This is a genomic window from Amycolatopsis sp. TNS106, from assembly GCF_019330265.1.
Taxonomy (GTDB): Bacteria; Actinomycetota; Actinomycetes; order Mycobacteriales; family Pseudonocardiaceae; genus Amycolatopsis; species Amycolatopsis lurida.
Map to the genome: position 1 here is coordinate 3,185,319 of NZ_CP024972.1, position 24,707 is coordinate 3,210,025.

Annotated in this window: 19 protein-coding genes; 7 read left to right on the forward strand and 12 right to left on the reverse strand. The window is 69.6% G+C overall.

Going from position 1 to position 24,707, the window contains the following annotated elements; translation table 11 throughout:
- Window positions 1-325: 325 nt before the first annotated feature.
- On the forward strand, window positions 326-5,815 hold the full coding sequence (locus CVV72_RS14360) for a carboxyl transferase domain-containing protein (protein ID WP_219152907.1): 5,490 nt from the start codon (window positions 326-328) through the stop codon (window positions 5,813-5,815).
- Between the two features lie 95 nt (window positions 5,816-5,910).
- Here CVV72_RS14360 and CVV72_RS14365 read toward each other — a convergent pair whose 3' ends face one another.
- The 4 genes from CVV72_RS14365 to CVV72_RS14380 all read right to left on the reverse strand — a co-directional run bounded on the left by CVV72_RS14365 (window position 5,911) and on the right by CVV72_RS14380 (window position 10,643).
- Window positions 5,911-6,444, reverse strand: a complete 534-nt coding sequence (locus CVV72_RS14365) for a bifunctional nuclease family protein (protein WP_219152908.1) — start codon at window positions 6,442-6,444, stop codon at window positions 5,911-5,913.
- Between the two features lie 23 nt (window positions 6,445-6,467).
- Window positions 6,468-8,222, reverse strand: a complete 1,755-nt coding sequence (ctaD, locus tag CVV72_RS14370; protein WP_370641958.1) for a cytochrome c oxidase subunit I — start codon at window positions 8,220-8,222, stop codon at window positions 6,468-6,470.
- Window positions 8,223-8,280: 58 nt separating this feature from the next.
- Window positions 8,281-9,396 carry an acyltransferase domain-containing protein gene (locus tag CVV72_RS14375; RefSeq protein ID WP_255632694.1) on the reverse strand — a complete coding sequence of 372 codons (1,116 nt, stop codon included), beginning with the start codon at window positions 9,394-9,396 and terminating at the stop codon, window positions 8,281-8,283.
- 341 nt (window positions 9,397-9,737) lie between these two features.
- Entirely contained in the window at window positions 9,738-10,643 is a 906-nt protein-coding gene (locus CVV72_RS14380; RefSeq protein ID WP_219152910.1) for a LysR family transcriptional regulator, read from the reverse strand.
- A gap of 71 nt (window positions 10,644-10,714) precedes the next feature.
- Here CVV72_RS14380 and CVV72_RS14385 point away from each other — a divergent pair, with 71 nt between their 5' ends.
- The gene (locus tag CVV72_RS14385; protein WP_219152911.1) at window positions 10,715-11,704 is read left to right on the forward strand and encodes a YeiH family protein; all 990 of its coding nucleotides are present in this window, start codon (window positions 10,715-10,717) and stop codon (window positions 11,702-11,704) included.
- On the opposite strand, the gene CVV72_RS14390 is transcribed toward CVV72_RS14385, so the two are convergent.
- Together CVV72_RS14390 and CVV72_RS14395 are read right to left on the reverse strand one after the other, a co-directional pair.
- Window positions 11,682-12,857, reverse strand: coding sequence for an MFS transporter (locus CVV72_RS14390; protein WP_219152912.1), 1,176 nt, complete (start codon window positions 12,855-12,857; stop codon window positions 11,682-11,684). The genes CVV72_RS14385 and CVV72_RS14390 overlap by 23 nt on opposite strands.
- A gap of 56 nt (window positions 12,858-12,913) precedes the next feature.
- Window positions 12,914-13,810: a DMT family transporter gene (locus tag CVV72_RS14395; RefSeq protein ID WP_219152913.1), complete on the reverse strand. Its 897-nt coding sequence runs from the start codon at window positions 13,808-13,810 to the stop codon at window positions 12,914-12,916.
- On the opposite strand from CVV72_RS14395, the gene CVV72_RS14400 reads away from it, so the two are divergent.
- The 3 genes from CVV72_RS14400 (at window position 13,809) to CVV72_RS14410 (ending at window position 17,779) form a co-directional block, all read left to right on the forward strand.
- Window positions 13,809-15,233, forward strand: a complete 1,425-nt coding sequence (locus CVV72_RS14400) for a PLP-dependent aminotransferase family protein (protein WP_219152914.1) — start codon at window positions 13,809-13,811, stop codon at window positions 15,231-15,233. The two genes, CVV72_RS14395 and CVV72_RS14400, sit on opposite strands and share 2 nt — an antisense overlap.
- Before the next feature lie 36 nt (window positions 15,234-15,269).
- Complete coding sequence (locus tag CVV72_RS14405) at window positions 15,270-15,968, forward strand: Crp/Fnr family transcriptional regulator (RefSeq protein WP_219152915.1); 699 nt, start codon at window positions 15,270-15,272, stop codon at window positions 15,966-15,968.
- Between the two features lie 290 nt (window positions 15,969-16,258).
- A complete protein-coding gene (locus CVV72_RS14410; RefSeq protein ID WP_219152916.1) occupies window positions 16,259-17,779 on the forward strand; it encodes an exo-alpha-sialidase in 1,521 nt (506 codons plus the stop codon).
- Between the two features lie 300 nt (window positions 17,780-18,079).
- On the opposite strand, the gene CVV72_RS14415 is transcribed toward CVV72_RS14410, so the two are convergent.
- The 4 genes from CVV72_RS14415 to CVV72_RS14430 all read right to left on the reverse strand — a co-directional run bounded on the left by CVV72_RS14415 (window position 18,080) and on the right by CVV72_RS14430 (window position 20,659).
- Window positions 18,080-18,547: a hypothetical protein gene (locus CVV72_RS14415; protein WP_219152917.1), complete on the reverse strand. Its 468-nt coding sequence runs from the start codon at window positions 18,545-18,547 to the stop codon at window positions 18,080-18,082.
- Window positions 18,548-18,817, reverse strand: coding sequence for a DUF1905 domain-containing protein (locus tag CVV72_RS14420; protein WP_034322891.1), 270 nt, complete (start codon window positions 18,815-18,817; stop codon window positions 18,548-18,550).
- A 38-nt stretch (window positions 18,818-18,855) separates the two neighbouring features.
- Window positions 18,856-19,362 carry a flavodoxin domain-containing protein gene (locus tag CVV72_RS14425; RefSeq protein WP_219153958.1) on the reverse strand — a complete coding sequence of 169 codons (507 nt, stop codon included), beginning with the start codon at window positions 19,360-19,362 and terminating at the stop codon, window positions 18,856-18,858.
- A gap of 88 nt (window positions 19,363-19,450) precedes the next feature.
- On the reverse strand, window positions 19,451-20,659 hold the full coding sequence (locus tag CVV72_RS14430; protein WP_219152918.1) for a nitric oxide synthase oxygenase: 1,209 nt from the start codon (window positions 20,657-20,659) through the stop codon (window positions 19,451-19,453).
- Window positions 20,660-21,035: 376 nt separating this feature from the next.
- On the opposite strand from CVV72_RS14430, the gene CVV72_RS14435 reads away from it, so the two are divergent.
- A complete protein-coding gene (locus tag CVV72_RS14435; RefSeq protein WP_219152919.1) occupies window positions 21,036-22,052 on the forward strand; it encodes a GTP-binding protein in 1,017 nt (338 codons plus the stop codon).
- 267 nt (window positions 22,053-22,319) lie between these two features.
- On the forward strand, window positions 22,320-22,586 hold the full coding sequence (locus CVV72_RS14440) for a hypothetical protein (protein WP_219152920.1): 267 nt from the start codon (window positions 22,320-22,322) through the stop codon (window positions 22,584-22,586).
- Window positions 22,587-22,601: 15 nt separating this feature from the next.
- On the opposite strand, the gene ligD is transcribed toward CVV72_RS14440, so the two are convergent.
- Window positions 22,602-23,609, reverse strand: a complete 1,008-nt coding sequence (ligD, locus tag CVV72_RS14445) for a non-homologous end-joining DNA ligase (protein ID WP_219152921.1) — start codon at window positions 23,607-23,609, stop codon at window positions 22,602-22,604.
- Complete coding sequence (locus CVV72_RS14450) at window positions 23,606-24,685, reverse strand: ATP-dependent DNA ligase (RefSeq protein WP_219152922.1); 1,080 nt, start codon at window positions 24,683-24,685, stop codon at window positions 23,606-23,608. Before CVV72_RS14450 ends, ligD begins: the two co-directional genes overlap by 4 nt.
- Between the last annotated feature and the right edge of the window lie 22 nt (window positions 24,686-24,707).

Genomic DNA, 24,707 nt, shown 5'->3' on the forward strand with positions numbered 1-24,707 from the left:
CGACAGCCGGAAAACGGCCACCCCTCACCCCAGCCGGAAACAAGCCCGAGCCACCTCGATGAAACCGGCGTGAACACCGGATGACACCTCGCGAACCCGGCTACCAAGCCGAACCCCCAGTTGTCCACTTCGTCACGTCATCAGGCCCCTGCACTAGGTGTTCCAGGACACTTTTTGGCGGGTTCCTACAACACCCGGCCCTCGGCATGCGCCACCGACGACATTCTCGTACCGGCCGGTAAGAGGCAGGCTGTTAGACAGGTACAGAAGACTGTCCCGCGCGTGATCCGGCGGGACGGTGTCGCGCACTTGGGAGGCTCAGTCGGTGTTCAGTCGTGTCGCCATCGTCAACCGCGGAGAAGCCGCGATGCGGCTCATCCATGCCGTCCGCGAGCTTTCGGCGGAGACCGGACGGCGGATCGAGACCGTCGCGCTCTTCACGGACGCGGACCGGTCGGCGACGTTCGTGAGGGAAGCCGACATCAGCTACAACCTCGGCCCCGCGTCGGCGCGTCCGTATCTGGATTTCGCCGTACTCGAGCGGGCACTGACCGAGACCGGGGCCGACGCGGCCTGGGTCGGCTGGGGTTTCGTGGCCGAGGATCCGGCCTTCGCCGAGCTGTGTGAGCGGCTGGGCGTCACCTTCATCGGGCCGAGCGCGGACGCCATGCGCAAGCTCGGCGACAAGATCGGCGCGAAGCTGATCGCCGAAGAGGTCGGCGTCCCGGTCGCACCGTGGAGCCGCGGCGCCGTCGCGGATCTCGACGCCGCCATCAAGGCCGCCGACGAGATCGGCTACCCGCTGATGCTCAAGGCGACCGCGGGCGGTGGCGGCCGCGGCATCCGCGTCATCACCTCCGCCGACGAGCTCAAGGACGCCTACGAGCGCACCAGCCTGGAGGCCGAGCGCGCCTTCGGCAGTGGCGTCGTCTTCCTGGAGCGCCTGGTCACCGGCGCCCGGCATGTCGAGGTCCAGGTCATCGCCGACGGCCAGGGCACCGCGTGGGCGCTCGGCGTCCGTGACTGCTCGGTGCAGCGCCGCAACCAGAAGATCATCGAGGAGTCCGCCTCCCCGGTGCTGGCCCCCGAGCAGGCCGACGAGCTCAAGCGGTCCGCCGAGCGGCTCGCGCTCGCGGTCGAGTACCGCGGCGCCGGAACGGTCGAGTTCCTCTACCACCCCGGCGACAAGCTGTTCGCGTTCCTCGAGGTCAACACCCGCCTGCAGGTCGAGCACCCGATCACCGAGCTGACCACCGGCATGGACCTGGTCAAGGCCCAGCTGCACGTCGCTTCCGGGGGCAAGCTCGAAGGCGCCCAGCCCGCCGAATTCGGTCACGCCGTCGAGGCGCGGCTCAACGCCGAGGACCCGGACCGCGACTTCGCACCGTCGCCCGGCCGCATCGCGCGCCTGGACCTGCCCGCCGGTCCCGGTATCCGCGTCGACACCGGGGTCAGCGAAGGCGACACGATCCCGGCCGACTTCGACTCGATGATCGCGAAGATCATCGCCTACGGCCGCGACCGTGACGAGGCGCTCGGCCGGCTGCGCCGCGCGATGGCCCAGACCACGGTCATCATCGAGGGCGGCGCGACCAACAAGAGCTTCGTGCTCGACCTGCTCGACCAGCCCGAGGTGATCGACGGCAGCGCCGACACCGGCTGGATCGACCGCGTCCGCGGCGAAGGCAAGCTCGTCACGCACCGCCACTCGGCGATCGCGCTCGCGGCCGCCGCGATCGAGGCGTACGAGGATGAGGAAGCCGTTGAACGCCAACGGCTTCTCTCCACCGCGCACGGTGGCCGCCCGCAGGTCCAGCACCAGAGCGGCCGTCCCCTCGACCTCAAACTGCGCGGCGCCGCGTACCGCGTGAGCGTCGCCCGGATCGGCCACCGCCGGTTCCGTGTCGGTGTCTCGGCGGGCGGCGGCGACATCCACCCCGCCGACGTCGAGGTCGACCGGTTCGACGAGCACACCGGCCAGATCACCGTCAATGGCACCCGGTTCCGCCTGGTCACCGGCACGCACGGACCGATCCACCTGATCGAGGTCGACGGCGTCACCCACCGCGTCAGCCGGGACGAGGGCGGCGTCGTCCGCTCCCCCGCGCCCGCGCTCGTCGTCGCGACACCGCTGGAGGTCGGCGCGGAGGTCGAGGCGGGCGCCCCCGTGCTGGTGCTGGAAAGCATGAAGATGGAGACGGTGCTCCGCGCGCCGTTCCGCGCGAAGCTGCGTGAGTGCGTCGTCTCGGTCGGCAGCCAGGTCGAGACCGGCGCTCCCCTGCTGCGGCTCGAGCCGCTGGCGGAGGAAGGAGCCGAGGTCGCCGAGGACAAGGGCAGTGTCGAGATCGAGCTGCCCGCCGAACCGGACGGAACGTCGGCCGCGCAGCGGATCACGCGGGGTCAGCAGGATCTGCGCAGCCTCCTGCTGGGCTTCGACGTCGACCCGCACGACGAGCGCCGCACGCTCAGCGCGTACCTCGCCGCCCGCGACGAGCTGGAGGGCAACGGCGACCGTCCGCTGGAGGGCGAGGTCGAGCTGCTGACCGTGTTCGCGGATCTCTCCGAGCTGATGCGCAACAAGCCGGCCCGCGAAGACGCCAAGACGGACACCCGGGTGCACAGCTCCCGCGAGTTCTTCCACACCTACCTGCAGAGCCTCGACGTCGAGCGCGCCGGGCTGTCGGAGTCGTTCCAGAACAAGCTGAAGAAGGTGCTGGCGCACTACGGCATCCAGGACCTGGAGCGGACGCCGGAGCTGGAGGAGGCGGTCTTCCGCATCTTCCTCGCCCAGCAGCGGACCTCGTCCGACGTCGCGGTCGTCACCGCGTTGCTGCGGCAGTGGCTCACCGAGCCGCAGCCGTTCGAGTCGATGCGCGAGCCGGCGGGCAAGGCGCTGGAGGCGCTCATCGCCGCCACGCAGCTCCGTTTCCCGGTGGTGGGCGACCTCGCACGCAGCGTGGTGTTCCGCTGGTTCGCCCAGCCGCTGCTGCGCCGCACTCGCGCCGAGGCGTACAGCGAGGTCCGCAAACACCTGCGTCACCTCGACCTGCACCCGGATTCGCCGGACCGCGCCGAGCGGATCGCGAGCATGCTGGCCAGCGCGCAGCCGCTGGTCCGCCTGCTCGGGCAGCGGATCGGCCGCCCCGGCACCGATCACAGCCCGCTGCTGGAAGTGCTGAGCCGTCGCTACTACGGCAACCGCGCGCTCACCGGTGTCCAGCAGGTGACCGTCGGCGGCTGCACCTTCGTCACCGGCGACTACGCCGACGCGAACGAGCGGTTCCACATGGTCACCACCGCCGTCGACCGCGCCGGGCTGCCCGGGGCAATCAAGGCGGTCGCCGACCTCGCCGCGCAACTGCCCGCCGACACCGACGTCGAGGCCGATCTCTACCTGACGTGGGACGACGAGTCCGCCGACGACGACACGATGGCGGCCGGGCTGCGCGAGGTCCTCACGGCCGAGTCGCTGCCGAGCCGCGTCCGGCGGATCACCACCACCGTCGCCGGGCACGGCGGCGCGGTGATGCACCACCACTTCACCTTCCGCCCGTCTTCGACCGGGTTCAGCGAGGAGCGGCTGATCCGCGGTCTCCACCCGCTGATCGCCCAGCGGATGCAGTTGCAGCGGCTGGCGAACTTCGACCTCACCCGCTTGCCGTCGGGCGACGAGGACGTCTACCTGTTCAAATGCGTCTCGCCGATGAACCCGTCGGATCAGCGGCTGGTCGCGCTCGCCCAGGTCCGTGACCTCACCCCGTTGCGGGACAACGACGGCAAGCTGCTGGCCCTGCCCGCGGTCGAAGGCACGCTGGCGGGCTGTCTCGACGCGATCCGCGAAGTGCAGGCGAAGCTTCCGCCGAAGAAGCGCTTCGACACCAACCGGATCATGCTGTACGTATGGCCGACCAGTGAGCTCACCGGTGAGGAGCTGAACACGGTCGCGCAGCGCGTGCAGCCGTCGACGGCGGGCGCGGGTCTCGAAGAGGTCCAGTTCCTCGGCAGGCAGCGCGACCGCGCGACCGGTGAGGTCAAAGAGGTCGCCGTGCGGATCGGCTACGACGTCAGCGGCGGCGTGCAGATGTCGCTGTCCGAGCCCACCACCGAGCCGATCCTGCCGCTCGACGACTACCGCCAGAACGTCCTGCGCGCCCGTCGCCGCGACACGGTGTACCCGTACGAACTGACCGAGATGCTCGGTTCGTTCACCGAGTACGACATGGATGACACGAACACCCTCGTCCCGGTCGAGCGGAAGAAGGGCCGCAACAAGGCGGCGATCGTCGCCGGCGTGGTCACCACGCCGACCGAGCGGTACCCGGAGGGCGTCAAGCGCGTGGTCCTGCTCGGTGACCCGACGAAGGCGCTCGGCGCGCTGTCGGAGCCGGAGTGCTCGCGGGTGATCGCGGCGCTGGATCTCGCCGAGCGGCTGCGTGTCCCGCTGGAGTGGTACGCGCTCTCGGCAGGCGCCCGGATCTCGATGGAGTCCGGCACCGAGAACATGGACTGGGTCGCGGCCGCCCTCAAGCGGATCGTGCACTTCACCCAGAACGGCGGCGAGATCAACATCGTCGTCGCCGGGATCAACGTCGGCGCCCAGCCGTACTGGAACGCCGAAGCGACGATGCTCATGCACACCAAGGGAATCCTGGTGATGACGCCGGATTCCGCGATGGTGCTGACCGGCAAGCAGTCGCTCGACTTCTCCGGTGGCGTCTCGGCGGAGGACAACTTCGGCATCGGCGGCTACGACCGGGTGATGGGCCCGAACGGCCAGGCGCAGTACTGGGCGCCGAACCTCGCCGCGGCGCGTGACGTCCTGATGTCGCACTACGACCACACCTACGTGGCGCCGGGCGAGCCCGGCCCTCGCAAGGCGGTCACGAACGACCCGATCGACCGGGACATCTCGTCGTTCCCGCACGCGGCCGTCGACAGCGACTTCACCACGGTGGGCCAGATCTTCTCGCGGGAGGCCAACCCCGACCGCAAGAAGCCGTTCGACATCCGCACCGTGATGCGCGCGCTGTCGGACCAGGACCACCCGGTGCTGGAGCGCTGGCCGGGCATGGCGGACGCGGAGACCGCGGCCGTGCAGGACGTGCACCTCGGCGGGCGGCCGGTCTGCCTGCTCGGGATCGAGTCGCGTTCGGTGCCGCGCCGCGGCTTCCCGCCCACCGACGGCCCGGACACCTACACCGCGGGCACGCTGTTCCCGCGGTCGTCGAAGAAGGCGGCGCGGGCGATCAACGCGGCCAGCGGCAACCGGCCGCTGGTGGTGCTGGCGAACCTGTCCGGCTTCGACGGCTCGCCCGAGTCGATGCGGAAACTCCAGCTGGAGTACGGCGCGGAGATCGGCCGGGCGATCGTCAACTTCGAGGGCCCGATCGTGTTCACCGTGATCTCGCGGTACCACGGCGGCGCGTTCGTGGTCTTCTCCAAGGCACTGAACCCGAACATGACGGTGCTGGCGCTGGAAGGCTCGTTCGCCTCGGTGCTCGGCGGCGCGCCCGCCGCGGCGGTCGTGTTCGCGGGTGAGGTCAACGCGCGGACGGCGGCGGATCAGCGGGTGCGGTCGCTGACGGAGAAGGTCAGCGGGGCGACCGGTGCCGAGCGCGCCGCGCTGGCCGCCGAACTGGCCGAGGTCCAGTCGTCGGTGCGCGCCGAGAAGCTGGGCGCGGTCGCGGCCGAGTTCGACGGCGTGCACAGTATCGAGCGTGCGGTGAAGGTCGGTTCGGTGGACGCGATCATCAGCGCCGCCGAGATGCGGCCGCGCATCATCGAGGCGATCGAACAGGGCCTGGCGAAGCAGTAGCCCTCGGAAGCAGTAGTACTCAAGTGAGATGAAGGGGCCTTTCATCGCAAATTTCGCGATGAAAGGCCCCTTCATCTCACGGGCGTTCCGGAGGGCTAGTCGGCGGGCGGCGGGTTCCCGAAGTCCTCCGGCGCGATCTTGTCCAGCGCCGCCCGGAACTCCTCGACCTCCCGTTCCTGCGCGACCGGATCCGGCGGTACCGCCGGCAGTTCCGCGTCCGGCCCGCTGCCCACGATCTCGACCCGCACGGAAGCGACCTCCAGCACCGCGTCGGCCACCTCGATCCCGACCCCGGCGCGCAACCCGATCGCGACCGCGTCGCTCGGCCGTGCCGAGACGCGGATACCGGAGTCGAGCACCAGGTCGGCGAAGAAGATGCCGTCCCGCAGCGCGGTGACCTGGACCCCGGTGACCCGGTGCCCGAACGACTCGACCACCTGGCCGATGAGTTCGATCGTGCCCGGCCGCGGCAGCCGGATCCGCTCCTGCGCGAGCGCCACCGCGCTCGCCTCGGGACCGCCGATCGTGATCGCCAGCCAGCGGCGTTCGCCCTCCCGCTCCCGCAGCAACATCACCGGTGCCGCTTCCGGAGCCAGGACTGCCATCCCTTCGACATCCATGGGGATCATGCGCGGTACCTCATTCCCTCGCCTCAGGCGGTGTCGTCCTTCAGTGCCTTGTCCGCCACCACTTCCGAAGGGGTGGCCTGGTCACGGCGCTGAAAAGGGGTCGTATGCCCCTCGGCGCGCAACCTGGGGATCATGTGGGGATAGTGGAGTTCGAACGCCGGGCGTTCGGACCGGATCCTCGGGAGATCGAAGAAGTTGTGCCGGGGCGGCGGACAGGTCGTCGCCCATTCCAGCGAATTCCCGTGTCCCCACGGATCGTCCACTTCGACGACCTCCCCGAACCGGTAGCTGCGGACGACGTTCCACAGGAACGGCAGTACCGAAGCACCGAGCAGGAAGGCGCCGATCGTGGAAATGGTGTGCAGCACCGTGAAACCGTCGGTGCTCAGGTAGTCGGCGTAGCGGCGCGGCATTCCTTCGTTGCCGAGCCAGTGCTGGACGAGGAACGTCGTGTGGAAGCCGATGAAGGTGGTCCAGAAATGGAGTTTCGCGAGCCGCTCGTCGAGCATCTGCCCGGTCATCTTGGGGAACCAGAAGTAGATCCCGGCGAACGTGGCGAACACGATGGTGCCGAACAGCACGTAGTGGAAGTGCGCCACCACGAAATAGGTGTCGTGGATGTGGAAGTCCAGCGGTGGCGCGGCCAGGATGATGCCGGTCAGCCCGCCGAGCAGGAACGTCACCATGAAGCCGATCGACCACAGCATCGGTGATTCGAAGGTGAGCTGCCCCTTCCACATGGTGCCGATCCAGTTGAAGAACTTGATCCCGGTCGGCACCGCGATGAGGAAGGTCATGATGGAGAAGAACGGCAGCAGCACCGCGCCGGTGGCGAACATGTGGTGTGCCCACACGGCGAAGGACAGGGCGGTGATCGCGATCGTCGCGAACACCATGAGCTTGTAGCCGAAGAGCGGTTTCCGGCTGAACACCGGGACGATCTCGGTGATGATGCCGAAGTACGGCAACGCGACGATGTACACCTCGGGATGGCCGAAGAACCAGAACAGGTGCTGGAACAGGATCGCCCCGCCGTTGGCCGGATCGAAGACATGCGCGCCGAGCCGCCGGTCGGCCATCAGCCCGAACAGGGCCGCGGTGAGGATCGGGAAGACCGCCAGGATGAGGATCGTGGTGAACAGGATGTTCCAGGTGAACAGCGGCAGCCGCCACATGGTCATCCCGGGCGCGCGCAGGCAGAGGATCGTGGTGACCATGTTGACCGCGCCCAGGATCGTCCCGAGCCCGGAGACGATCAGGCCCATGATCACCAGATCGGCGCCGACGCCCGGGGTGTGCGCGGCGTTGGACAGCGGCGTGTACATCGTCCACCCGAAGTCGGGCGCCCCGCTCGGCGTGAGGAACGCGCTGAGTGTCATCAGCCCGCCGAAGAGATACAGCCAGTAGGAGAACGCGTTGAGCCTCGGGAAGGCGACGTCCGGTGACCCGATCTGCAGCGGCAGGATGTAGTTGGCGAACGCGAAGAGGTTCGGTGTCGCGTACAGCAACAGCATGATCAGGCCGTGCATGGTGAACAGCTGGTTGTACTGCTCCTGCGAAAGGAACTGCATCCCCGGCCTGCCCAGTTCGCCGCGCATCAGCAGCGCCATGAACCCGCCGACGAGGAAGAACGCGAACGAAGTGCTCAAGTAGAGCACGCCGATCGTCTTGTGGTCGGTGGTGCGGACGACGTTGAGGAACACGCTGCCCTTGGGCGCCCGGCGCCGACCGCCGAAACGGACGGCCTCCGGTCGGGGCGATGTCTTCACCGCGGTCATGACGACTCCCAGCACGAGGACGCACCTTCTGAAGGCTGGTACCCCTCCAGGAGAGCCCCTACACGTGGGATTTTTCAAGAGGCTGAAGGGCTAGTCCCGGCAGGAGCCCGAACGCCGGATCGGCCCCGTCGGCCCACAAGGCCGTGGCGACTCGCAGTAGTCGCGGAAGACCCGGCCGCTGTGCCGGGTCCGCGGCGACGACGAGGTGCTCACGGTCGTGCAGGGTGTTCCCGATCAGCGAGCCGAGCTGTCCGGCGCCCATCTGCACGAACGCGCGGAACCCGGCCGCGTACATGTTCTCGACGAGGCCGCGGAACCGCACCGGCTCCAGCAGATGCCGCACGAACAGGTCACGCACGTCCCCGGCCGACGCCGGGTAGGGCCTGCCCGTCGTGGCCGACCAGAGCAGGAGTTCCGCCGGACGCGGAGGTTGGCGCTCGGCGGCCTCGCGGATCGGGCCGAGATACGGTGCGAGCATCGGGGTGTGGAAGCCGGGCCGGGCCGGCAGCACGTGAGAGATCACCCCTTCGGCGCGGAATCGGCGCACGAAGCCGTCGATGGCTTCCGCAGGCCCGCAGATCATCGAGTGGTGGGGCGCATTGTCGTGGGAGAGCATCACTTCTGACTGTCCTTTGAGGACTTCGGCGACCATGGACGCCGCCGTGCCGATCACCGCGAAGGCCAGTCCAGGCACCTTGAGCGCGTCCGGATCGAAACCCGCCCGGAACGTGTCCACCTCGGCGTCGGTATGGATCCCGGCGATGGCCATGGCGGTCCACTCCCCCAGGCTGTGCCCGGCGAGCGCGTCCGGAGTCACGCGCAGACGGCGCAAGGCCGTGTCGAGCAGCCTGCCCAGCCGGACGTCGTCGGCATGCGTTTCGCAGGCGTTCTCGGGCCCGGGGAAGACGAAGGCGAGTTTGCCACCGCCCGCGCCGAGCAGCGGTTCCGGAACGAACCAGAGGTCGTTGCGGCCGCGCCACGGTCTGCCTTTAGCGACCACTTTCCTGGCCAGGTTCAGTCGTTTGGGCGTCGGGTCGACGAGGCTGAGCCGGATCCGGCCGCGGCCGATGTCGCCGGTGCGCGGAAGGTCGTCGCGGTCGAGCAGGCACCCCATCTCGGCGATGGTCGGTGCGGACAGGCGAAGGACACTGACGGCACTGACGTCCTTTCCCACGGGAAGCCTCCGAAACACGGAAGAGTGAATTGATGACCGAGCGTACTTAAACGCAGACGCGGTGACACGTCAATACTCGGCAGTACTGTTTCCGGCGACAGAAACCGAATGGCGGAACGCCGGCCCGCGAACCGCGAAGATCGACGCTTTTCCGCGGTGAGCGAGTACCGAAGGTCCCATGTTTTTCCCGCGACAGCAGGGAAGAGCAGTTCGGACCACTTCCATCGGACCACCGGGAATGGTGGTCCGTACCTATTTCCGGAAATCGACGGCGATTCGCCCTATCGCCGGTAGCACGCCGATGACGGATTCGGTATCACGCGAAGAGAACATGAAAGCACTCAGCGGGCTTTCGCGTTCCGGACCGCGATGCTCAGCAGTTCCGCGGCCGGACCGGCGAGCCGGCGCCCGGCGGGCCACACCGCCCGCAGTTCCCGGCCGAAGTCGACGCCGTCCACCGGGACGGGGACGAGCCTGCCTTCGGCGACGTCCCGCACGATGGCGAGTTCACTGATCACCGCCGGCCCGGCACCCGCGATCACGGCGTTGCCGACCGCGGACGCGGAACCCAGTTCCAGCAACGGTTTCGCCGGACCGACACCGGCCTTGCGCAACGCGGCGTCCACGGTCTCCCTGGTCCCGGAACCCGGTTCGCGGACCACGAGCGGCGTGATCGCGAGTTCGGCCGCGGTCACGGGCCGGCGCTTCCGGGTCCACGGATGATTCGCGGGCACGACGAGGACCAGGTGATCGGTGGCCACCCGCCGGGAGGACAGGCCGGGCAGCGAACCGGGCGACTCGACGAACCCGAGGTCGACCTTGCCCTCCCGCGCCAGTTCGGCGGCCTGGTCGGAGTTGGTGACCTCCAGCCCGAGGTACAACCCGGGGTCGCCGCGTTTGAGCTCGCCGATCCAGCCCGGTACCAGATACTCGGCCAGTGTCATGCTCGCGGCGACCCGCAGGTGTGCCTCGTGCTGGGTGCGCAGCGCTTCGGCGCCGTCGAGGAGGCCATCGAGTTCGGACAGCACGCGGTGCGCCCAGCCCGCGATGACCCGGCCGTCGGGGGTGAGCGCGGAGCCGCGTCGCGTGCGGTCGACCAGCACCAACCCCAGCCTGCGCTCGACTGTGGACAGTCGTTTGCTCGCCGACGGCTGAGCGATCCCGAGGCTGGCCGCGGCCTGCCCGATACTGCCGAGCTCGTCCACGAGCACCAGCAGGCGCAGGGAGTCCAGATCGGGTGTGGTCATAGCCCAAGTGTATGACCTACCCCCGCTGTTCCCGGCTACCGAGGTCGCCCCGTCCGGGCGAGGCTCGAACCATGAGCACCACGCACGCGAGACCGACGAAGCCCTACCTGGCCGCCTTCGCGATCACCGGCGCCGGAGTGGCCGCCGCGTACCTGGTCGGCACCGCTTTCCCGGTCATCAGCGCGCTCACCATCGCCGTCGTGCTCGGCATCGTCACCGGATCGCTGCCTTCGCTGTCCGACGGGACCCGGAAAGCCATCGCCGGGATCACCAAGAAACTGCTTCGCGCCGGTGTCGTGCTGCTCGGTCTGCAACTCTCGCTCCCGGCCGTCCTGGCGCTGGGCCCCGGGACCCTGGTCGCCGTCGTGCTCACCGTCGGGATCACGTTCCTCGGCACGATCGGGCTCGGCAGGCTCCTCGGCGTGCCTCGCGGCCTGGGGATCCTGGTCGCGACCGGGTTCTCGATCTGCGGCGCGTCCGCCATCGCCGCCATGGAAGGCGTCGTGAAACGCGAGGACTCGGACGTCGCGACCGCGGTCGCCCTGGTCACCTTCTACGGCGGGCTCGCCATCGCCGCGGTGCCGCTGATCGGCGGCTGGCTGCGGCTCGACGCGGCCAGGATCGGCGAGTGGGCGGGCCTCAGCGTGCACGAAGTCGCGCAGGTCGTCGCCGCGGCCACCCCCGCCGGAAGCGCCGCCGTCGCGGTCGCCATCGTGATCAAGCTCAGCCGGGTGGTCCTGCTGGCCCCGATGGTCGCCGCGGTCGGCGTGCACGAACGGCACCGGCCCGCCGACGGCAAGCGGCCGCCGCTGGTCCCGCTGTTCGTCCTCGGTTTCCTGGCGATGGCCGCCCTGCGCAGCACCGGGATCGTGCCGGGGGTCGCGCTCGACGTCGCCAAAGTCGCCTGCACCCTGCTGCTGGCCGGGGCGCTGTTCGGGCTGGGCTGCGCGGTGCGGATCGGCAAACTCGTCCGCACCGGGGGCCGCGCCCTGCTGCTCGGCCTGCTCTCCACGCTGCTGGTCGGGACCACCGCGCTGGTCACACTGACCGTGCTCGGCTGAGGACGGCGGCCGCGACCAGCGCCACCACGCCTCCGGTGACCATCACGGCCGGGACGGAGACCGCGTCGACGACCAGCCCGCCGAGCAGCGCGCCCGCCGAGAGGGTCGCTTGGAACGACGAGGTGAACAGCACCGATGCCGCTTCCGGCGCGTGCGGCGCCGCCCTCGCGAACCACGTTCCCGAGCAGACCGGGACGGCACCGTAGGCGAAGCCCCACAGCACCAGCAGCGCGAGCGTGCCCGCCTTCGAATGGCCGAGAAACGGCAACGCGCACGTCACGACACCGATCGAGCCGGCCGCGGCGAGGAAGGTCAGCCGGAGATCGCGGGCGATCGCCGCGCCCGCCACGAAGTTGCCGGCGATCCCGGCGGTGCCGTAGACGAACAGGAAGACGGTGATCAGCTCAGGGCTCACCTGTGTCACCTGCCTCAGGAGCGGCGTGACGTAGGTGTAGGTCCCGAAGTGGGCGAGCACGACCAGCACCGTGACGAGCAGGCCGAGCCGGGTCGTCCGCTCGCGGGTCATCCCCCGCAGGACGCCGAGCCGGGTCGCCTCCGCCGACGGTAGTGGAGGCAACGCCCACGCCAGCGCGCCGAGGACGCCGGCCGTGAAGACCGCCATCACGGCGAAAGCCGCCCGCCAGCCGAAGAGTTCGCCGAGGAACGTACCCGCCGGCACCCCGAGAACCGAGCCGAGCGGGACGGCGGAGAAGATCACCGCGGTCGCCCTGCCCGCGCGCCCGGGGCCGACGAGCCGGGCGGCGAGCCCGGAACCGATGGCCCAGAAGGCGCCGATCACCAGCCCGACCAGGACTCGCGAGACCAACATCGCCCAGTAGGCCTGCGCGGTCGCGGCGAGGACGTCGGCCGAGGCCAGCACCACCATCAGCGCGCACAGCAGGATCCTGCGGTCGAGCCGTCCGGCGGCGACGGTGACGGCCGGGGCCGCGAGCGCGGCGAGGAAACCGGGCAGGGTCATGGTCAGGCCCGCCGTCCCCGGCGTGATCCGGAAGTCCTCGCCGATCGGGGTCAGGAGGCCGATCGGCAGGATCTCCGTGGTGACGAGGGAAAAGATCCCCAGCGTCACCGCGAGGACGGCGAGCCATCCCTTCAGCGGGGTCCGCGCGGAGGTGTCGAGGGTAGAAGCGGTCATGTGCTTCAGCCCATCACCGCGCGGGCACCGCGGTCTGGCGGAATCGCGACGTCGATCTAGCTCCGGGACCGCTGGGTCACGACGATGCAGGCGACGACGATCAGGGCGGTCACCGGCGCGGCGGCCGGGAGGTGCTCACCGAGCAGCAGGACCGCCCAGACCAGCGTCAGCAGCGGCTGGGCGAGCTGCAACTGGCTCGCCCGCGCGACCCCGATCTCGGCCATTCCTCGGTACCAGGCGAAAAATCCGCCGAACTGCGAAATGAGCGCGACGTACAACAGGCCGACGATCCCCTCGCCGGTGACGTGCAGCGGCTCGGTCGCGAGCCCGAAGACGGCGAACGCGCCGGTCACCGGCAGCGCCATCACCAGCGCCCACCCGATCACGTGCCAGCCGGCCATCTCCCTGGCCAGCCTGCCGCCCTCGGCGTACCCGAACGCGCACAGCACGAGCGCGCCGAACAGGAACAGGTCCGCTGTGGACAGTCCTCCGCCGCTCTGCGCGACGGTGAACACGACGACGGCGCTCGCGCCGACCGCCGCGGCCAGCCAGAACCGGCGGGACGGCCGGTTCCCGGTCAGCTTCGAGGAGATGACGGCGGTGGCCAGCGGCAGCAGCCCGATCACCACCGCGGAATGCGCGGTCGACGACGTCGTCAGCGCGAGCGTCGTGAGGATCGGGAACGCGAGGACACAGCCGAGGGAGACCACGGCCAGGCCCCGCCACTGGTCGCGCCTCGGCAGCGGGACCCGGAAGAGCCGAAGGCAGGTACCGGCGACCAGCGCGGCCAGGACGCTGCGCAGTCCGGTGGCCGTCCACGGGTCGAAACCCTTGAGCGCCCATACGGTGGCGGGGAACGTGAACGAGAAGGCGAGGACACCCAGCGCCGCCAGCGCGGTCCCGGAGCGGACCGCTACTGCCCGGTCCGCGATAGCGCTATCATCCAGTCTCATGTCCGATGGTAGCAGTGTCGCCAGCCTGGTCACACAGCTGAAGGTCGACCTGGAGCGCTATCCGGTCGATGGAAAGCTCCCGTCCAGCCGGGAGCTGGTCCGGCAGCTGAAGGTGAGCCCGGTGACGGTGTCGCGCGCCATCGCCGCGCTGGCCGCCGAAGGCTTGGTGATCACCCGCCCCGGCGCCGGCGTCTTCCGCGCTCCGCCGCCCCGCGAAGTGGCGGTGACCGGTGACGTGTCGTGGCAGGAGGTGGCGCTGAGTTCCCAGTCCGGCACCCGCGCGATCGACGCGAGCGGCGTGCTCACCGCGCTGAGCGACCCGCCGTCGGGCGTCATCGACCTCAACGGCGGCTACACGCATCCGAGTCTCCAGCCGGAACGCGAACTCGCGGCGGCGTCGGCCCGCGCCGGGCGCCGCCCCGGCGCCTGGACCCGGCCGCCGATCTGCGGCCTGCCCGAACTGCGGGCCTGGTTCGCCCGCGACATCGGCAGCCCGGTGAACGTCGAGAACGTGCTGATCACCTCGGGCGGGCAGAGCGCGCTGACCACGGCGTTGCGCGCGCTCGGTGCTCCCGGCGCGCCGGTGCTGGTGGAATCCCCGACGTACCCGGGGATGCTCGCCATCGCGCGGGCGTCGGGGCTGCGGCCGGTCCCGGTGCCGATCGACCGCGACGGCGTCCGGCCCGAACTGCTCGCGGACGCCTTCCGCGACACGGGCGCCCGGCTGTTCGTCTGCCAGCCCGCGTTCCAGAACCCGACCGGCGCGGTGCTGTGCGCCGAACGCCGGGCCGAGGTCCTGCGCATCGCCCGTGACGCGGGCGCTTTCGTCATCGAGGACGATTTCGCCCGGCTGATGGCGCATCCCGGCAGCCCGGCTCCCCCGCCGCCGCTCGTGGCCGACGACCCCGACGGCGTCGTGGTGCACATCCGCTCGCTCACGAAACCGGCGTCCCCGAGCCTGCGGATCAGTGCGCTGGCCGCGCGCGGCCCGGCACTGGAACGCCTGCGCGGGCTTCACGCCGTCGAAAGCTTCTTCGTGCCGCGCCCGCTGCAGGAAACCGCACTCGAACTGGTGAGTTCTCCTGCCTGGAGCCGCCACCTCCGGAGCCTCGCGGCCTCGTTGCGGGAACGCCGCGACGTCGCTGTCTCGGCACTGCGGGAGTTCCTGCCCACCTGGACCGCCGTCCCGGTCCCGACCGGCGGCTACCACCTGTGGCAGCCGCTCCCGGGCTTCGTCGACGAAGTAGCGCTGACCAGCGCCGCTTTCCGCGCCGGAGTAGCGGTCACCCCCGGCAGGATGTACTTCGCGGCCGAAGCTCCGGGGCCCTATCTGCGCCTGAGCTACGTCAGCGCCGCGACAGGCGCGCAGCTGCGGGACGGCGTCCAGCGCCTTTCCCAGGCGTACCAGGAGATCCCCGGCTGACGTCTCGTACGATCGCGCACGGAGGCGACGAAAGGCATGACACAGCCGGCGGCGGCGCCGCACGATCCACCCGGCAGGCTCTGGGAGCTGCTCGACGACGGCCAGCGCAAGGCGCTGCGTGCCGGTGCCGAACTGCGCCGGTACCCGGCGGGCACGGTGATCATCCGTGAGGGCGACCGGTCGGACTGGGTGCTGATCCTGATGACCGGGCGGGTCAAGATCACGTCGGTGTCCACCGGCGGCTACGACGCCGTGCTGGCCGTCCGGGATCCAGGCGACATCATCGGCGAGATGGCGTCGATGGACGGCAGCCTGCGCTCGGCCACGGCGATCGCCGTCGAGCCCGTCACCGGCCTGTGGCTGTCCTCGCGCGCGTTCAACGCCGTGCTCAGCGAGCATCCCGGCATCTCGGTGGTCCTGCTCCGGATCATCACCTCCCGCCTGCGCTACGCCAATTCGCGCCGCACCGAATTCGGGGACAGCACCGCCGCCGAACGGATCGCCGCGATCCTCGTCGACCTCGCCGAGCGGTACGGCGTGCCCGCCGCCGACGGCACCCTGATCGCCCTGCGGATCAGCCAGCGCGACCTGGCGGGGCTCGCGTCCGCGTCGAGGGAAGCCGTCGCGCGGACCCTGCGGACCCTGCGCGCCGACGGGCTGCTCAGCACCGGCCGCCAGCGACTGGTCGTGCGGAGCGTCGACGACCTCAGGCAGCTGGCACCCGACGACCGCTGAGCCGCCACGGCGGGCCGGTAACCGCCGGTGAGTCCGCCAACGGCCGGACCCACCGGCGCCACGACGCGAACCGGTGATCGATCGCCCCTCACCTCTCCGGATCGATCACCTTCATCGGCCCTCCCTGCCGATCTCGCGCCGTGTCCGACGGGAACGAGCTTGGCAGGGATCGTGCCGCCGCTCTGCGTCATCTGACACAAAGCGCGAACCCGGGTTGTACGCGTCTTGTACGAGCCGGAAGGACTCTCATGTCCCGTCACCTGAACCGAATCCAGGACGGAGACACTCCCGTGAAGATCTCCCGCGTCGCACAGGGCCTGTTCGCGGCCCTCGTCGCCACCGCGGCGGTCGGCGCAGCCCCGGCCACCTCCCTCGCCGCGCCGGCCACCGGCGACCAGTTCTCGACCACCGCGGTCGGGAACACGTTGGTGTACAAGCAGAAAACAGAAGGTTACGACTGCTTCAGAATCCCCGCCATCGTCAAGGCGAACAACGGCGAGCTGCTCGCGTTCGCCGAGGGCCGCAACGGCGGAGCCAGCTTCTGCAACGACCGCGGCGACATCGACCTCGTCGTGAAACGCTCCGCCGACAACGGCAAGACCTGGAGCGCCCCGAAGATCGTCATCGAAGGTTTCGGCGACACCAAGGGAAATCCGACGCCGATCGTGATCCCGTCCACCGGGCGGATCGTGCTGCTCTCGGTGATGGAATGCGTCAAGAACCCCGACTGCAACCGGATTCCGCGCGTCTCGATCAGCGACGACCACGGCAAGACCTGGACCGCGCCCAAGGTGCTCACCACGCAGCTCGGGTTCAGCAGCGCGCCGGGCTGGCTCGCGACCGGGCCGTCGCACGGCATCGTGCTGACCCGCGGCGCGCACGCCGGCCGGATCGTCGCCGGAATGAGTTACACCCTCGACGGCAAGAACAGCGGCGCGCTCATCTACAGCGACGACCAGGGCGTCACCTGGAAGCGCGGCGCCACCGACACCCCGGCGTCGACGGCCGGGCTGAACCCGCAGGAGATCAGCGTCACCGAACTGCTCGACGGCCGGGTCTACGCCGCGGCGCGCAACCAGGCCAACAACGACGACAAATGCCTCAGCGGTGGTGCCAAGAACCGCGCCTACGCCATCAGCTCCGACGGCGGGGCGAGCTTTTCCACCAAGTTCGCCTTCGAGGAGGACCTGATCACCCCGGTGGTGCAGGCGTCGACCGCGCGGATGACCGCGACCGACAAGGCGGGCAAGTACAACCGGATCCTGTTCGCCGCGCCGTCGGTCTGCGACCGCCGCAAGGAACTCGTCGTGCGGTCGTCGTTCGACGAGGGCGCGAACTGGCAGGGCAACTCCGCCGGAACGCTCGTGTGGAGCGGTGACGCCGCGTACTCCGACATGGTCCAGCTGTCCTCGGGTTCGGTCGGCGTGCTGTACGAGGCGGGCCCGGCGGGGAACGCCAACGAGACCATCCGCTTCTCGACCGTCACCGAGACGACCCTCGGCGCCCCGGTGTGCGGCGGCGGATACGGCGTGATCGACTCGGCACCGCTCGGGACGGCGGGCACGGTTTACCTGTCCTACAACGCTTCCAACGGGCAGAACTGTGTCAGCACGATGAAGAGCGAGTCCGCGGGCACCGCGACGACCACATCGGCCTACCTCGAAGTGGCGGGTTCGTCCCGGATCACCGACTCCGGGTCGTTCTCGTGGTTCGCCGGTCCGGTACGCGCGGCCGCGGCGGGCAAATGCGTGAAGTGGGGCGGCTCCGCGGGCGGGACGGCGTACAACAGCCCGTCGGAACACTGCGGCTGAGCCCCGGGCGCCGGCCATGAGTGTCCACAAGGGACACTTTGCCGACGTTGTTCAGGGGTAAGGCAACCGTGACATGTTGCGACCCGCCGCGGGGATCGTGAGTGGTAAGTGTCGTTAGAACGACACTTACCACTCACGACCCCACCGAAACCGTACATAGCCACCCATCGGCCACCGAGCTGCGATGTCCTCTGTGGACACCACAGCAGGAAGCCCCCTTTGCTGCCGCCGGGCCGCGAAGGCCCTCCGTCACCGCCTCAAGGGTGAGCGCGCCCCTAGCCGTGGCCGCGCCCTCGAGCATCACTTCGGCGGACGCTGCCGAGGGGAGAGCTTGGTGAGCGCCAGTTTCTCCAGCCCGTTCGAGATCTCGGCGATCCCGGCGTCGAACCGGTCCAGATCCACGTCCTTGGCGGCCAGGTCCTCGCGGACGTGCTTCTCGACCTTCGCCCAGTCGTTGCGGTACTCGGTGGCGAGTTCCTTCCACGGCACACCGGCGAGCCCGGCGGTGAGGCCGCTGTCGTAGGCGAGCACGCCGCGCTCCATCAAGTACGCGATGCCCGGGTACCCGAGATACCCCTGCCAGTAGGACCCGTTGTCGTTGGCCGTGATCGACCCCGCCACCGGATCGTGGCGGACGTCGTACGTCTTGGCCCTGTCCGACGACGCGACCCGCGCGGTGTCACCGTCGATCTCGACCCGCCCGTCGGCGACCGCGCCGAGTGCCTCGTAGATCTTGATGACCGGGGACGGCTTCCACTCCGCGGCCACTCAGCCCTCCAGCCGTTCGAGCAGGACGACCTCCACCGTGTCGCCCTCCTCCTTGCCGATCGCCTTGCGCACGTCGGCCTTCACCGGGAGCTTGTGGGTGCCGTCGCCCAGCGCCATGAACGAACTCCGGAACGGATGCCCGTCGACGGTGCCGCGGACCTTCACCAGCCCCTTGGTGCCGAAGAACTCGGCGGAGCCGGGCATGACCACGTACGTCCAGCCGCCCTTCTCCGGGCTCTTGACCAGCGTCGCAGTGAACCGTTTGTCCATGAGGGCACCTTACGGCAGGGCACCGACGAAACGGTCTTTCACAGTGCGACACGGATGCGCACCCGGCGGCCGACGTCACGGGCCCACGCCCGGATCGACGGCCAGTCACGGAAGTCTCCCGCCCACGGGCCCGCGGCCATGATCTTCCAGAACAGCCCGCTCGCGGTGGCCGGGGTGAGCCTGCCGCCGAAGGTGGCCGTGCGCTCGGCGTCGATCCTCGCGGCCAGCAGGGCGACCCCGGCGGGCAGGCTCACCCGTTTGCCCGCGGCGAGCGGCCCGCACGGCCCGCTGTGGAACAACCAGACCGGCCGGTTCCGGAGCGCCTCCTCGTGCTCGGTGAGCAGGCGCACCGCCTCCGGCCGCCAGCGCCGGTGGTACAGCGCGCTCCCGACGATCACCGCGCCGTACGGCTCGACGTCCTCGACTTCGGCCGCGTCCAGCAGATCGGCCGTCAGACCGCTTTCGCGCAGTTCGGCGGCGATCACCTCGGCGATCTCCCTTGTCCCGCCGGATTTGCCGGCGTGGGCGACGAGTACTGCGGTCATGCCGCCATTGTCCGCGCGGCCGTCGGCCGTACCACCGTCCGGCCCATCGACACGCCGCATTCGGCTCACCTCTTCACCCGTCGGAGCGCTACCCGGGCGGCAGGAACGCCGGCCTCGCCGCCGGATCGGGTTCGTCGTAGTAGCGGTGGAACACGGCGGTCTGCCCGCCGGACAGCGGCGGGACTATCCAGCTCCAGTCGGCCCGGCAACGGCGTCCCGCCCGCTCCTCCTTGGCGATATGCGTGAGGAATCGCCGCGATTCGGTGTGGTGGTCGGCGACGGTCACGCCCGCCGCGTCGAAGGAGTGCTGGACGGCCAGCGTCAGTTCGACGAGCGCGCGGTCGCGCCACAGGGTGCGTTCCGATTTCGTCGACAGGCCCATCAGGTCCGCGATCACCGGCAGCAGGTCGTAGCGGTCGGTGTCGGCCAGGTTGCGCGCGCCGATCTCGGTGGCGAGATACCAGCCGTTGAACGGCGCCGCCGGGTAGGTGATCCCGCCGATGACCAGCCGCATATCGCTGATCGCCGGTACCGCGTGCCAGCGCAGCCCGAGCCCGGCGAACCAGCGGTGGTCGGGATGGGACAGCGGGACCTCCAGCACGGCGTCCTGCGGCAGCCGGAACAGCCGCCGCTCCCCCGGCTCGGACTCGATGAGCAGCGGAAGGACGTCGAACGATCCCTTGCGCTCGGGCGGGCGCCAGCCGTGCTCCTGGACGGTCTCGGTGAAGTCGGCGTAGCGCGGATCGCCCAGCACCGAGCCGTCGCTCAGCCGGTGGCCGGCGTACCGGACGAGCTGGTCGTTGTGGATCTTCGGACCGGGCCCCTCGGGACCGTCCGGCGCGAACACGGTGATGGTCGGGCGGATCCGGCCACCCCGGGTCGCCTCCCGCAAATGGGTGACGCACTCGTCGGCGACGGCGGCGGCCCCGACCACGCCACGGCGGTCCCGCACCTTCAGTCCCTGCCAGTACAGCCTGCCGATGCACCGGGCGGAATTCCGCCAGGCCACCCGCGCACCGAACTCGACCTCGGCCGTCGTGTGGCGATACGTGCCGGTCGCGCCGATCTCGGCGCGGACGCGGTCGAGGCGCTCGCGCAGCCGCGCGGGCCCACCGCCCGTCTCGGCGTGGAAAAGCCGCAGGAAGTCCTCCGCCTCGGCGATGTCCACGCTCCGTTCCCGCACCGTCGCCTCCGGAGGCAAGCGAGGGATATCCGTCACCCGCATGGAGGCCGTCGCCACCTCCGCTTCCCACTCTCCGAATTCGACGCCGGCACCGGCGGCGGGAACGATCACCATTCCTCCTGCACTCGGAAATGGCCGGAGGGATCATGCCTGATCGGCGAGATGGCCGGGTCCGGACCAGACGAAAGACGATACCCCACGGAAAGACGGCCACGATCCTCCAAATGGCAGAAGCTTCGCCTCTGGTGACATTTCCGCAGCTGGAAAGCTTGCGGACGACAATATTTGGAATTGCGTACGACTTCGCGGGATATTCACCGAATTACACCGCGCGAAATGATCACGTCCAGCCAAGATCACTTTATGATCGCCTCTAATCACTCTTTCGAGCGTATTCGACAGCGAGCCCTTCTGCTCTTTCCCCGTGCCGGTGTATTGGCCGGCTCCCGCCGTCGCTAGAGTGCGGGGAGCTCCGACGGAAAGGAAAATCGTGGTCGACAGGCGGATTCCGGTCATCCTGGTCGCGGGCTTCCTCGGCTCCGGCAAGACCACCCTGCTCAACCACCTGCTGGCCAACCGGCAGGGCGCGCGGATCGGGGTCGTGGTCAACGACTTCGGCAGTATCGCGGTCGACGCGATGGCCGTCTCCGGCCAGGTCGACACCATGATGTCGTTCGGCAACGGCTGCCTGTGCTGCGCCGTCGACGCGAGCGGCCTCGACGCCATGCTCGCGAAGCTCTCCGAGGCCGAGGCCGGGATCGACGTCATCGTGATCGAAGCCAGCGGGCTCGCCGAACCGCGTGACCTCATCCGCCTGATGATCGCCAGCGAGAACCCCGCCATCGCCTACGGCGGCCTGGTCGAGCTCGTCGACGCCGCCGAGTTCGAGGCGACCAGGAAGCGGCATCCGGAGCTGGACGAGCACCTTGGGTTCGCCGACCTGGTCGTGCTCAACAAGACCGACCGGGCCGACGAGGACGCCCTGGCCAAACTGCGCGGCACGATCGACGAGATCGCGCCCGGCACGCCGGTGATCGCGACCTCCCACGGCCGGATCGACCCCGCCCTGTTCTTCGACGCCCGGCCGCGCGAACGGGTGGGCCAGCTGTCGTTCGACGACCTCCGCGAGGAGGAGCACGACCACGAGCACCACTTCCACACCGCGTACGACAGCGTCGCCTTCACGACCGAACGGCCGCTGGACCCGCGACGGCTGATGGACTTCCTCGAACAGCGCGCCGGCGGGCTCTACCGGATCAAGGGTTTCCTCGACTTCGGCCCGAACGGCCCGCGGTCGCGGTTCGGGTTGCACACCGTCGGCTCCTTCATCCAGCTGGACCGGTCGGCGTGGCCCGCCGGCGTGCCGCGCCGGAGCGAACTGGTATTGATCGGTTCGGGGATCGACACCGAGGCCGTCACCGCGCGACTCGAGGAATGCGTCGCGGACGATCCCGACGTCGTCGACGACCGGGGCATGCTGCGCGTGCTGCGGTTCATTCAGGACTGACACGCCCGAGTCCGCGCCCGATCTCGCGTGTCCAGAGCCGCATCTCACGTGATCGAAGGCGTAACTCGCGTGTCTGGAGGCGTAACTCAGCACCGGGGCGAGTTACGTCCCCAAGCACGCGAGTTACGTCCCTGAGCACGCGTGTCCGGACTGGACGTGCCTTGACACGCCGAAAGGCCGAAATACCGGGGATCGCGGCGAGTCTCGTCGACACTGGCCTGCGGAAGGAATCTCGAGCTGGACCACCTGTATCGGGAGGACAGTTCCATGACGAACACCGCCGGACGCTGGTATCTGGTCGGCGCGCTGCCGGAGGACTCTCCCGCCGCGCATCTGATGACCCGCTCCGAAGACCTCCGCTACCGGCGTTCCGCCTGCGGGGACAAGGAATCCCGGCTGTGGACGCCGGTGGATCTCACCACGACCGACGTCGCCCCGTGCCCCCGCTGCGCCGCGACCCTCCCCGGCCACCGGTCCACCCGCAAGACCGCGACCGCCGCGAACACACAACTCGCTTTCGACTTACCGCTCTGACCCGCATTCAGAGGACTAAACGCCGTCTTTCTTGGCCCTGCTCGGCGCGACCCGGGGCGGCTCGTTCGGCATCTTCGGGTAGACGGGCGGCCACGGCGCGTCCATCAGCCCCTCCTCCATGTCCTTCCTGGACATTTCGAGCAACGGCTCGATCGACTGCGGTTTCGTTCCCTCCCAAGGGTCCCCGCGTTCGGCGAGCAGAGCGGGCACAGTGGACAGCGTGAGCTTGTCCGGCTCGACGGTCTCCAGTTCGTCCCAGCCGATCGGCGTCGACACCTGCCCGCCGACCCGCGGCCGTACACACCACGCGCCGAACACCGTCCGGTGCGGCGCGTTCTGGTTGAAGTCGACGAACACTCGGGAGCCGCGTTCTTCCTTCCACCACTGCGCCGTCATCTCCGCCGGGTGGCGGCGTTCGAGTTCGCGGGCGAGCGCGACGGCGGCCGCGCGGACCTCGTAGCCGTCCCACTTCGGTTCCAGCGGCACGTAGAGATGCAGGCCGCGTGAGCCCGAGGTCTTCAGCTGCGCGGTGATGCCCAATTCCTCGAGCAACGCCTTCGCCAGGACGGCGCCGTGCCGCAGTTCGGGGAACCCGATCCCGGGAGACGGGTCGAGGTCGATGCGGAGCTGGTCGCTGATATCCAGCGATTCGGCCCGGTTCGGCCAGACGTGGAAACCGAGGCAGCCCTGGTTCACCGCCCAGATGATGTGCGCGAGGTCCTTCGCCACGAGCGCGTCCGACGTGGTCCCGTTCGGGGTGGACACCACCGTCGTGGTCAGCCAGCCGGGCGCGTTCTTCGGGACCCTCTTCTGGAACCACGACTTCCCGCCCGCGCCGTCGGGATAGCGTTCCAGCAGCAGGGGTCTGCCGCCGAGCTGTGCCAGCAGCGGGACCGAGACCGCGCGGTAGTACTCGACGAGGTCCAGTTTGGTCTCGCCGCGCTCCGGGAAGTAGATCTTGCCCGGATTGGACACCGTGAACTCGACGCCGTCGAGGTCGAGCGTGACCGGCTCTGCCTTCATGTTTCCCCCAGCTCGGTGAACAAGGTGGCCAGCTCGGCGGGCGGGACCTCTTCGAGCTGCGCGTACGTGCACGAGGCGGGTTCGCGGTCGGGACGGAAGCGCACGAGCCTCCCGCCGTGGCGGAACCTCGTGCCCTCGACGTGTTCGTAGCGGACTTCGGCGACCCATTCGATGCGGAGCGGCTCCCAGCTCAGGTCCTTCTGCGGCGCCCATCGACTGCCCGCCCCCGGCATACGGCCGCCCGCCTCCTCGTGGGTCTCGGCCCACTCACGCCACGGATGGTTCTCCAGCGCGTTCTCCCGCAGCGGCGCGAGCTCGTCGACCAGCTCACCACGCCTGGCGGCGGTGAAACTGCTGGCCACGCCCACACTGTGCAGGACGCCTTCGTCGTTGTAGAGCCCGAGCAGCAGCGAACCGACGCCGACACCGTCCTTGTGCCACCGGAACCCGGCGACGACGCAGTCCGCCGTCCGCTGGTGCTTGACCTTCCACATCACCCGCTTGTCCTGTTCGTACGGCGCGTCGGCGGGCTTGGCCATCACGCCGTCGAAGCCGGCGCCCTCGAACCGGGTGAACCAGTCCTGGGCGACGTCGGGATCCTCGGACAGCGGGGTCAGGTGGACCCGGGCGAACTTCGTGTCGACGACGCTTTCGAGCAGCTTCCGCCGCTCCCCGAACGGTTCGGGCGTCAGATCCCGGTCGTCCAGCGCGAGCAGGTCGAACACCACGAAACTGGCGGGCGTCTCCTCGGCCAGTTTGTTCACCCGGGACGCCGCCGGGTGCAGGCGCAGTTGCAGCGTCTCGAAGTCGAGACCGCCCTCGGTGACCAGCACGATCTCGCCGTCGACGACGCAGCGCTCGGGCAGCGCGTCCTTGAGCAGATCGACCAGCTCGGGAAAGTACCTCGTCAGCGGCCTGTCGTTGCGCGAGCCCAGCACGACCTCGTCGCCGTCGCGGAACACCACGCAACGGAAGCCGTCCCACTTCGGCTCGTACAGCAGCCCCGGCGTGCGAGGCAGTTCGTGCACGGCCTTGGCCAGCATCGGCTTGACGGGTGGCATCACGGGCAGTTCCACGAGGCCGATCCTAGGCCGCGTC